Source organism: Pseudoflavonifractor sp. MSJ-30 (genome assembly GCF_018918045.1).
Lineage (GTDB): Bacteria > Bacillota > Clostridia > Oscillospirales > Oscillospiraceae > Faecousia.
The window spans coordinates 1-10,914 of record NZ_JAHLPU010000064.1; the positions used below are offsets into that span (position 1 = coordinate 1).

General features: G+C 56.7%; 10 protein-coding genes. 6 read left to right on the forward strand and 4 right to left on the reverse strand.

From position 1 onward, the window contains the following. Positions 1-281: 281 nt before the first annotated feature. Positions 282-914, reverse strand: coding sequence for a YitT family protein (locus KQI10_RS10205; protein WP_371818405.1), 633 nt, complete (start codon positions 912-914; stop codon positions 282-284). A 222-nt stretch (positions 915-1,136) separates the two neighbouring features. Here KQI10_RS10205 and KQI10_RS10210 point away from each other — a divergent pair, with 222 nt between their 5' ends. From KQI10_RS10210 to KQI10_RS10235, 6 genes are all read left to right on the forward strand, one after another. Then, positions 1,137-1,682 carry an epoxyqueuosine reductase QueH gene (locus KQI10_RS10210; protein WP_216567301.1) on the forward strand — a complete coding sequence of 182 codons (546 nt, stop codon included), beginning with the start codon at positions 1,137-1,139 and terminating at the stop codon, positions 1,680-1,682. A 16-nt stretch (positions 1,683-1,698) separates the two neighbouring features. Next, the gene (locus tag KQI10_RS10215) at positions 1,699-2,832 is read left to right on the forward strand and encodes a class I SAM-dependent RNA methyltransferase (protein WP_253285240.1); all 1,134 of its coding nucleotides are present in this window, start codon (positions 1,699-1,701) and stop codon (positions 2,830-2,832) included. 1 nt (position 2,833) lies between these two features. Beyond that, the gene (locus KQI10_RS10220) at positions 2,834-3,730 is read left to right on the forward strand and encodes a diacylglycerol kinase family protein (protein ID WP_216567302.1); all 897 of its coding nucleotides are present in this window, start codon (positions 2,834-2,836) and stop codon (positions 3,728-3,730) included. Positions 3,731-3,903: 173 nt separating this feature from the next. Next, positions 3,904-4,383: a signal peptidase II gene (lspA, locus tag KQI10_RS10225; RefSeq protein WP_216567303.1), complete on the forward strand. Its 480-nt coding sequence runs from the start codon at positions 3,904-3,906 to the stop codon at positions 4,381-4,383. After that, on the forward strand, positions 4,380-5,285 hold the full coding sequence (locus KQI10_RS10230) for an RluA family pseudouridine synthase (RefSeq protein WP_216567304.1): 906 nt from the start codon (positions 4,380-4,382) through the stop codon (positions 5,283-5,285). The genes lspA and KQI10_RS10230 overlap by 4 nt, the downstream gene beginning before the upstream one ends. 372 nt (positions 5,286-5,657) lie before the next feature. Next, a complete protein-coding gene (locus KQI10_RS10235) occupies positions 5,658-7,424 on the forward strand; it encodes an ABC transporter ATP-binding protein (protein WP_216567305.1) in 1,767 nt (588 codons plus the stop codon). A gap of 69 nt (positions 7,425-7,493) precedes the next feature. Here the strand turns inward: KQI10_RS10235 and groL are convergent, their stop codons facing one another. The 3 genes from groL to fliB all read right to left on the reverse strand — a co-directional run bounded on the left by groL (position 7,494) and on the right by fliB (position 10,659). Beyond that, positions 7,494-9,128: a chaperonin GroEL gene (gene groL, locus KQI10_RS10240; protein ID WP_216567306.1), complete on the reverse strand. Its 1,635-nt coding sequence runs from the start codon at positions 9,126-9,128 to the stop codon at positions 7,494-7,496. 14 nt (positions 9,129-9,142) lie between these two features. After that, positions 9,143-9,418: a co-chaperone GroES gene (locus KQI10_RS10245; RefSeq protein ID WP_216567307.1), complete on the reverse strand. Its 276-nt coding sequence runs from the start codon at positions 9,416-9,418 to the stop codon at positions 9,143-9,145. Between the two features lie 260 nt (positions 9,419-9,678). Further along, positions 9,679-10,659 (reverse strand): flagellin lysine-N-methylase, encoded by a 981-nt coding sequence (gene fliB, locus KQI10_RS10250; RefSeq protein WP_216567308.1) that lies wholly within the window; start codon positions 10,657-10,659, stop codon positions 9,679-9,681. Positions 10,660-10,914 lie beyond the last annotated feature (255 nt).

The window sequence follows — 10,914 nt, forward strand, 5'->3', positions numbered from 1 at the left end:
CAAATTGACAATTGACAATGAACAATTGACAATTATGGTGTCCCTTCGGGACGAATTAAAATTATTTTTGAATTATTTTCGAAGGAAATTCCTTAATTGTTAACTGTCAATTGTCAATTGTCAATTCGACAACCCCCAATTTATCTATTCGTAAATTATCCCCTTATCTGTCAACATCGAAACGCGGCGTATTTCATTTGCCCGCCCTCCCGGATGGAAAGCCCCGGCTTTCCTTGGATGGCCGTATCATAGCACTGAATGCCTACTTTGTCAATATGCTTTTAGTGCTTTTCTTTTCCTTTTTGAAAAAAATCAATGATCCAGGAGGAAAGGGTCACGGTGATCAGGGAGTAGGCGATTCTGCGGAAAGGAATATAGGTCAGCGAAAGGGTCAGCACTGTCAGGTCCGTAAACAGGTATGCATAGGAAACACGGCACTTTACCGCCTTGGAGATGGACAGCGCCAGAGCGTCATCTCCGCCGGAGGATCCGCCCTGCCGGACGATCAGGCCCACGCCGACACCTACAAACAAAGCGCCCAGCACCGCTGCCGGCAGAGGATGTCCGGAGAGATCCGGCAGCATAGGCGGCCAGGTCTCCCACAGACGGAAAAAGCCGGAGACGCAGAGCGTGGAGGCCACGGACCATTTGATAAAATCCAGACCCAGCACCTTCAGCGCCAGCAGATAGCAGCTGATATCCAGAATGGGCGTAATGACAGAGGCAGGCCAGTTCAGCCAGTGGTGCAGCAGCAGCACAGTACCCAGTACGCCGCCCTCGGTGATGCCGCTCTGCTGATGAATGTTGTACAGACCGAAGGACACAATGGCAGAGCCGAGAATAATCAGCCCCACCCGCGCAAGTGTGAATCCCGGCAGAATCTTTTCCAGCCATACCGGATTTTTCTTGGACAAAATAAAACCCCATTTATAAAAAATATTGGCGTTTTTCCGAAAAATCAGGAAAACGTCTGAAAAAAGTATACCATATACTATTCAAAAACGCAAGCATTCCGGAGCGCCCGCACGGCAATCGGGTTTTCGGGCAATCGTCGTGTTATTTCTCACTTTCGCATTGCAAACCGCCCCCATTCATGTTATACTGTAGAGAATGTCAAATTTCCTTCGGAGGAATCTATGAATACGCTTCTGCATATCTGCTGCGCCCCCTGCGCCAATCAGTGCATTGACGTGCTTCGGGCTGATCACTACGATGTAACCGGGTTCTGGTATAACCCCAATATCCATCCCTTTACGGAATACCGTGCCCGGCGGAACTGTCTGCGGGACTACGCCCAGGCCATTGAACTGCCGCTCATCGAGCGCAACGACTACGGTCTGCGGCCCTTTGTAAGAGCCGTGGCTGATGACATTGAAAACCGCTGCGTCAAATGCTACGAGTTCCGGCTCTATGAAGCCGCCCGGCAGGCAAAAGAAGGCGGCTTTGACAGCTTCACCTCTTCCCTGTTCATCTCCCCCTACCAGAAGCATGACCTCATGCGGGAAGTGGCAGAACGGGCCGCCACCGAATACGGCGTGGAGTTCCTGTACCGGGATTTCCGCCCCTATTTCCGGGCCGGACAGGAGCGGGCCAGAGAGCTGGGGTTCTATATCCAGAAATACTGCGGCTGCGTCTTCTCCGAGGAAGAGCGGTATCTGAAGAAAAGTAAGATCATTCCCTGAGAAAGTGAGAGAATCAATGAACGAAATGGAATTTTCCGTACCCTGCCTGTTTGGCCTGGAGGGCCTGGCGGGGGACGAGCTGCGGCGGCTGGACATGGCCAACGTCCGGGTGGAGAACGGCCGGGTGCTGTTCTCCGGAGACGAGACCGCTCTGGCCAAGACCAATATCTGTCTGCGCACCGGCGAACGGGTGCTGATCGTCCTGGCGGACTTCAAGGCCACCACCTTTGAAGAGCTGTTCCAGGGGGTGTACAAAACCGAGCTGGAGCGCTATATTCCCAAAGACGGTGCTTTCCCCGTAAAGGGCCATTGCCTGAATAGTACCCTCATGAGCGTACCGGACTGCCAGGCCATTATCAAGAAGGCCGCATCCCGTCGGCTTGGCGAAAAGTACGGCGTGTCCTGGCTGCCGGAAACGGGTGCCAAATACCAGCTGCAGTTCTCCCTGATGAATGACCGGGTTCAGCTGTACCTGGATACCTCCGGGCCGGGACTCCACAAGCGGGGCTACCGGGCCAACGGCAACGACGCCCCTCTGCGGGAGACCCTGGCTGCGGCCATGGTGACCCTGACCCGCTATCGCGGTCGGGAATTTCTGTGGGACCCCTTCTGCGGCAGCGGCACCATTCCCATTGAGGCAGCCATGATTGCCAAAAACAAAGCCCCCGGGGCCTTCCGCCGGTTTTCTGCCGAGGCCTTCGCCTGGATCGACCCCAAAATCTGGGGCCAGGTCCGCACAGAGGCCAAAGACCGGGAATTCCACGGCAATTACCGCATTCTGGGTTCTGACAATGATCCCAAGTGCGTTTCCCTCTCCATGGCCAACGCCCGGAAAGCAGGTCTTGGCGATCTGATCGAATTCCGGGACGGGGATGCCACGAAAATGAGCCTGCCCTGTGACGAGGGCATCCTCATCTGCAACCCGCCCTACGGCCAGCGGATGATGGAGCAGAAAAGCGCCCAGCGGCTGTACGCCGACCTTGGCCGTCACCTGAAATGCGCCGATGGCTGGAAAAAATACATCATTACCTCCGAGCCGGAATTTGAGCACTATTTTGGCCGCCGGGCTGACAGGAAACGCAAGCTCTACAACGGCATGATTAAGTGCGACTACTATATGTACCTGAACCAGCAGAGAAAAGGAAAGTGACATGAAGCACCTGTTCCTTATCAATCCGGCGGCAGGAAGCCGGGACCGGACACTGGAGTGCTCCCGGGAAATTGCCAAACTGTGCAAAAGCCTTGACTACCGGGTGGAGATTTCCCAGCGTCCCGGAGACTGCGCAAGGCTCGCCCGGGAGGCTGCCCAGTCCGGAGAAGAATACCGCATCTATGCCTGCGGCGGCGACGGCACTCTGAATGAGGTTGCCGCCGGTGCGGCGGGGTACGATAATGTCGCCATCACCGTATGGGTCGGGGGCAGCGGCAATGACTTTGTTCGCGTGTTTTCGGAACCCGGGGCCTTTCAGCACCTTCCCCGGCTGCTGGATGCGGAGGAGACCCGGTTTGATCTGATTCGCTGCAACGATGCTCTGGCACTGAACATCTGCTCCGTGGGTCTGGACGCCCGCATCGGCACGGATGTCGCGAGTTACAAGCGTCTGCCTCTGCTGCAGGGCTTCTGGGCCTATGCCGCATCGGCGGTGGTCAATGTTGTCCGCGGCGTCAGCCAGCCCCTGAAAGTGACCCTCTGCGGCGAGACCCGGGATGAGGAAATGACTATGGTCTGCGTCTGCAACGGCCGCTACTACGGCGGCGGCTTCTATGCCGTGCCCGAAGCTGACCCCAGAGACGGCATTCTGGATGTGCTGCTTGTAAAAAAAGTCACCCGGGCACAGGTGCCGGGACTTATCGGCAAATACAAGGCCGGGCGCTATAAGGAGCTGCCGGAGTACATTACCCATTACCGCACCGATCATCTGGAAATCCACAGTCCCACTCCCACCGCCGTCAATCTGGACGGCGAACTGAAAATGGAGACGGACATTCATATGGCTGTCGCGAAAGAAAAGGTGCGGTTTTTCTATCCGAAAGGGCTGACGTGGTGAAAATTGACAATGGACAATTGACAGTTGACAATTCGTCTGTATTTGGAACACTGCGGAACGACAAACCGCACGGGCATTTAACTCCGTCCCGAAGGGACACCATAATTGTCAATTGTACATTGTCAATTGTCAATTCACCGAATTTTCAATCCATCTGAAAGGACTTACTCCCCATGCAGTTTTTCTACTACTGCCTTTTCGTCGCCGGAATCGTTGCGGCGGACCAGGTCACCAAGGCGCTGGTGGTGGCCAATATTCCTCTGGGAGGACACATGGATTTCCTGCCGGGGATTCTGGACTTCACCTATCTGCAAAACACCGGAGCGGCCTTTTCCTCCTTTGAGGGCATGCAGTGGCTGTTTGCCCTGATTTTTCTGGTATTCACTGTGGGACTGTTCTATGAATACTTCAGGAAAAAGCTGCCCTTCTCAAAATTTGAGCGTTGGATGGTTGCCGCTGTGTATGCGGGCGGTCTGGGCAACATGATCGACCGGCTGCGGCTGGGCTATGTGGTGGATATGATCGAGACCCAGTTTATGGATTTCCCCGTATTCAACGTTGCCGACTGCTTCATCACCTGCGGCTGCATTGCCCTCTTCGCCAGTCTGGCATTCTGCAACAAAGCCATTTGGAAGGACGAGAAAAAGAAATGACCCTTACTGCCGATCAGTCCGGCGAGCGGCTGGACGCCTTTTTGAGCCGTGCCCTGCCGGAACTCAGCCGCAGCGCCGCCCAAAAGCTGATTGCTGAGGGGAACGTGCGTCTGAACGGAAAGCCCGCCAGAAAAAACGACCGGCTGGAACCCGGATACTCCGTCAGCGTCACCATTCCCGAGCCCAAGCCCATCGATGTCGTCCCCACCGAAATGCGGCTGGACATTGTTTATGAGGACAACGACGTGGCCGTCATAAATAAGCCAAAGGGGCTGGTAGTCCACCCGGCGGCGGGACATCAGGACGATACGCTGGTGAATGGCCTTTTGTATGCCATGGGCGACAGCCTTTCCGGCATCAACGGGGAACTGCGGCCCGGCATTGTCCACCGCATCGACAAGGACACTTCCGGTCTTCTGGCCATTGCCAAGAATGACCTGGCCCATGCGGTTCTGGCCTCCCAGCTGAAGGACCACACCATGGCACGGACCTATGAGGCCATTGTCTGCGGCAATCTGAAGGAGGACTTTGGCACGGTGGACGCCCCCATCGGGCGGCATCCTACGGACCGGAAAAAAATGTGCGTCACCCAGCGCAATTCCAAGCCCGCTGTGACCCACTGGGAGGTGGTGAAGCGCTACCGGGGCTATACCCACATCCGCTGCCGCCTGGAAACAGGCCGCACCCATCAGATCCGGGTCCACATGGCCTACATCGGCCATCCCATTCTGGGAGACACGGTCTATGGCCATAAAAAGCCGGAACTGGGCCAGGACAGCCAGTGCCTCCACGCGGGGCAGCTGGTCTTCCGCCATCCAAGGGACGGCCGCCCCGTCATGGTCTTCGCCCCTCTGCCGGAATACTTTACGAAGGTTCTGGAAAAGCTGGAGAAGATGCAATAAAAGGGACTGCAAAAAAAGTTGTTGTCATTCCGAACCAGCGCGCACGCTGGTGTGGGAATCCCCCGGATCTTCAAACGGTTTGGTCGAAGCATTGTGCTTTTACGCCTAACGGGGGATTTCCACGGCGATGCGCACCGCCTCGCAATGACATCGTTTTTCGGCAGTCTGCTGGGCCCCCTCAGGGGGCTCTTTTCTTGTCCCGGCGTAAACTGTTTGGCTGTTCTGTAGATTCGCCTGTACCGCCCCTCATCAGTCACGGCCCAAAGGGCCGCGACAGCTTCCCCCAGGGGAAGCCTGCCTTTTTCTCTTTGCATTTTTTTGGAAATCTGTTATACTGTTCTGTATAAACATACAGAGATAAGGAGATTCGTCATGACTACGGAAGAATATCGGAAAAAGAAACCGCTTGCGATTTTTCTGCATTATTTCAAAAACCACAAGCGGCTTTTCGCTGTGGATATCAGCTGCGCCCTGATGATCGCGCTGATTGACCTGGCCTTTCCCCTGGTGACCCGGGCGTCCCTTTACGATCTGCTGCCCAATGGGAAATTCGGGGTATTCTTCAGCCTGATGGCGGCCTGTCTGGCTTTTTATGTGCTGCGCAGCTTTCTGAACTACATTGTCTGCTACTACGGCCACACCTTCGGCATTCGGGTGGAGGCCGACATCCGTGCGGATCTGTTCCGGCATATGCAGGAGATGAGCTATGATTTCTATGACGCCAACCGCACCGGCCAGCTCATGAGCCGCCTGACTTCGGACCTGTTTGAGCTGACGGAACTGGCCCACCACGGCCCTGAGGATGTACTGACCTCCTCTGTCACCATCATCGGCGCACTGATCGTCATGGCGTCCATTCGCTGGGAGCTGGCCCTGGTTGTGGGCATTCTGGTGCCCATTTTTCTGGTGGTCATCATGTCCATGCGCAGCGGCCTGAGCAGCGTTTCCGTAGGTGTAAAGCAGAAGACGGGGCATATCAATACGGAAATTGAATCCAGCCTCTCCGGTATCCGCACCGCCAAAGCCTTTGCCAATGAGGATGTGGAGATTCGCCGGTTTGATGCCGCCAACGAAATTTATAAGACCTCCAAGCGGGAATTCCACAAGGCCATGGGCCGGTTCAACAGCACCATGGAACTGTTTCTGACCGTTCTGAATGTGGTGGTCATTGCCGTGGGCGGCTTTATGATTATGCAGGATAAGATGGACTACCGGGATCTGGTGACCTTCAGCCTGTATATCGCCACCTTCGTCTCTCCTATGCGCAAGCTGTCCACATTGTCCGAAATGTTCGCCAACGGCTTCGCCGGACTGAACCGCTTTGTGGAAATCATGCGCACGGAGCCCACCATTCAGGATACCGGGGACGCCAAAGCACTGGAAAACGTCAAGGGTTCCATTACGGTGGATCACGTCAGCTTTACCTACGACGGCACGCTGCCGGTGCTGCACGATGTGAGTCTGGATGTGACCCCCGGAGAAACCCTGGCCATTGTAGGTCCCTCCGGCGGCGGCAAGAGCACCCTGTGTCAGCTGATTCCCCGGTTCTACGATGTGACGGACGGCAGCATTTCCATTGACGGCACGGATGTCCGGGCCATTCAGCAGCACAGCCTGCACAAAACCATCGGCATTGTCCAGCAGGATGTGTTCCTGTTCGCGGACACCATTCTGGAAAACATCCGCTACGGGCGTCCGGACGCCACGGACGAGGAGGTCATTGAGGCCGCCAAACGGGCGGAGATCTACGCCGATATCCAGGCCATGCCCAACGGTTTCCAGACCTATGTAGGCGAGCGGGGCACCCTGCTCTCCGGCGGGCAGAAACAGCGGGTGGCCATTGCCCGGATCTTCCTGATGGATCCCGCCATTCTGATTCTGGACGAGGCCACCTCCGCTCTGGACTCCGTAACGGAAGCCAAAATTCAGCGGGCCTTCGACAACCTGAGCCGGGGCCGGACCACCCTGATTATTGCCCATCGTCTGAGCACCATCCGCTCCGCCAACCGCATCATCTCCATTGCCGACGGCCGCATCACCGAGGCCGGCACCCATGAGGAGCTGCTGCAAAAAGGCGGCGTCTACGCGGACCTGTACAATACCCAGAACGCCCTGGCCCTGGAAGCGATGAAAATGTAACATCGTCAAAAACGCCCGCTCCCCGAAGAAGGGAGCGGGCGTTTGGCATATCAACAGGAAGGAAGCGGCTTAGTACATTCCGCCTGCCTGACCGGCAGCGGCGGCTGCGGCGGCATCTGCAGCGGGGTCGGGCTTATCCACGACCAGGCTCTCGGTGGTCAGCACGCAGGAGGCAATGGAAGCGGCGTTCTCCAGGCTGGAACGGGTGACCTTGGTGGGGTCAACGATACCGGCGGGGATCATGTCCACATACTCCTCGGTGTAGGCATTGTAGCCGAAGCCAACCTTGCCGGAAGTACGGATCTTCTCATAGACCACGGAGCCGTCCACACCGGCGTTCTCGGCGATCTGACGGATAGGAGCCTGCAGCGCGGTGGCAATAATCCGGGCGCCGGTCTTCTCGTCGCCGTGCAGAGTGGCCACCAGCTTCTCAACAGCCTCGATGGCGTTGACCTGGGCGGTACCGCCGCCGGCCACGATGCCCTCTTCCACAGCTGCACGGGTGGCGTTCAGAGCGTCCTCCACGCGGAGCTTCTGCTCCTTCATGGCAACCTCGGTCTGGGCGCCGACCTTGATGACAGCCACACCGCCGGACAGCTTTGCCAGACGCTCCTGGAGCTTCTCACGGTCGTAGTCGGAGGTGGTGGTGGCAATGGCGGAGCGGATCATGTGGGCACGGTCAGCAATGGCTTCCTTGGTGCCGTCGCCATCCACAATGGTGGTGGTATCCTTGGTCACAACGACCTGACGGCAATGGCCCAGATCGTTCATGGTAGCATTGGACAGCTCCATGTTCAGGGTGCTGGAAATCACGGTACCGCCGGTCAGAACGGCGATATCCTGCAGCATCTCCTTGCGGCGGTCACCGAAGCCGGGGGCCTTCACGCAGACCACGTTGAAGCGGCCCTGCAAACGGTTCAGCAGCAGCGTCGCCAGAGCGTCGCCCTCCACATCCTCAGCGATGATGATCAGCTTCCGGCCGGACTTGACGATGGGCTCCAGAACAGGCAGGATTTCCTGAATGTTGGCGATCTTCTTATCGGTAATCAGCAGGTAAGCGTCGTCCAGGACGGCTTCCATCTTGTCGGTATCGGTGACCATATAGGGAGAGATATAGCCACGGTCGAACTGCATACCCTCGACCACATCCAGACCGGTCTCGGCGGTCTTGCTCTCCTCAATGGTGATAACGCCCTCGGTGCCCACCTTTTCCATAGCCTCGGCAATCAGCTTGCCGATAGAGGCGTCGCCGGAGGAGACAGTGCCTACACGGGCAATATCCTCGGAGCCGTGCACAGGCACGGAGTTGGCCTTGATAGACTCCACAGCCACGGCAACGGCCTTCTCAATGCCCTTGCGCATGACCATGGGATTGGCACCGGCGGACAGATTCTTCAGGCCCTCGCGGGTAATGGCCTGCGCCAGCAGGGTCGCGGTGGTGGTGCCGTCACCGGCAACATCATTGGTCTTGGTAGCGACCTCGCGGATCAGCTGAGCACCCATGTTCTCAAAGGCATCCTCCAGCTCGATCTCCTTGGCGATGGTCACGCCGTCGTTGGTGATCAGGGGAGAACCATACTTCTTGCCCAGAACCACATTGCGGCCCTTGGGTCCCAGAGTAACCTTAACGGTATCGGCCAGCTGGTCAATACCGGACTGCAGCTTCTTGCGGGCGTCCTCGCCGTAAACAATCATCTTTGCCATAATGCGTTACCTCCTCAGTCAGTGACGACAGCCAGAATGTCGTCCTGCTTGACAAACTTGTAATCGACTTTATCCAGCGTCAGATCCGTACCGGTGAACTTGCCGACAACCACCTTGTCGCCGACGGACACGGTCATGGTCACGTCCTTGGTGCCGGGGCCGACGGAAACGACCTCATAAATCGCGGGCTTTTCCTTGTTGCTGGTTGCCAGCAGAATGCCGGACGCAGTGGTCTCCTGCGCTTCCTGTGCCTTCAGCAGCACATTGTCAGCCATGGGTTTCAGCTTCATAACAAATTCCTCCATGTATGCATATTCAGACCGCCGGGGAATACCCGGCTCTTATCCACTTGCTTAGCACTCAATCTTCCTGAGTGCTAAGCAAACTATACTACAGAGTGCTAAAAAAGTCAAGGGGGTGGGATATGAACTATTTTTGAATTTTCAAGACTTCGTATTCTCCCGCGAACCGGCATCCACATTATCCCGAACGCCCCACGTCTTACGGGGCGATGCGGGCATCGCCCCGTAAGACAAATCCGCAGTCCCGATTACAATCCGATCAATGCAAGCAAATTGGCATCCGTCAGTCCCGGCTGGGTGTAGGCGCCGTCCAGCAGGGCATCCATGTTTTCCGCGTCGTTTTCAATTTCCTTGGACATCAGCTGGGCCGTCTCCACGGCATCGCCCCCAAGCAGGCGGCAAAGCAGGGCCAGGGCTGTGATCGTCTTCCCCCGGCACACCAGGTCGAAATCCGAAACGGCCTGGAGCCAGTAACGGGAAATGAGATAGCGCAGCAGCGCCCGGTCTTCCTTTTGAAGGGAGCGGGGGGCGGGGGCGTCCAGACGCTGCCGCCAGGCAGGCGTCAGGATTTCCAGTTCCCGGAAAACATCCAGAAAAGCGTCCGCCTCCGGTGCCTGTTCCAGCGCCGCAGCCGCCTCCGCGGCGCGGTCCGGGTCAAAGGCCGCCTCCGGTTCCCCATCCAGAAGCGACTGGGCATGATAGGTATAGAGCAGCAGCGCAGACAGTGGCTCTGCCGCCGTCGTCACCAGCTCCATGGCTTCCTGCCGGGTCTTCAGAAGGATATCCATATCCCGGGGATCGTAATCCGTCTCTTCCTCGGCTTTTCCCTGAGATATCCACCGCCAGTCCTCCCGGGACAGCAGAATCCTCGCCGTCTCCGGACAGCTGAGCTCCAGACCCAACTCCATGAAGCTGCCATAGTCATGGCGCAGCCGGGGAAATTCCCGGCAGGTCGCGCAAAGGGCCTTTTCCCCCAACTCCGCCTGAATACGGCACAGTCCGTCCGCGCGCCACATGGGGCAACGGCCATTCTCCAAAGTCAGGTAGGTTTCCCCATCCTCGTCCTTCAGGAACTGACGCAGCCGATCCCCCTGCGCCCCGGGCAGCCCCCGGTAAAAGGCCGCCTTTTCGGAATCCACCGCCACATCCCATTCCTTGCAGCAGCTGTCCGGGCAGTCTCCGGCAATGCAGCGGAAGGTATCGTAAAAATCAGGTTTTCGCAGTTCCATAGGTGTTTCCTTTCATAAAAAATGCCCCCGAAGGAGGGGGCGGAGTCTGCATGTAAATTGAAGTCTGTGTAGAAACGAATTGACAATTGGCAATGAACAATGGACAATTATTGTGTCCCTGCGGGACGAATTTCAAATATTTTTTGCGTTGCTTCCCAAAAAGCTCCTTAATTGTCAATTGTCAATGCGAATCAAGAGTTGACAGCCGCCCCTGTATGTAAAATCTAAAGCCATATGCATCTTGAAAAAACAGGA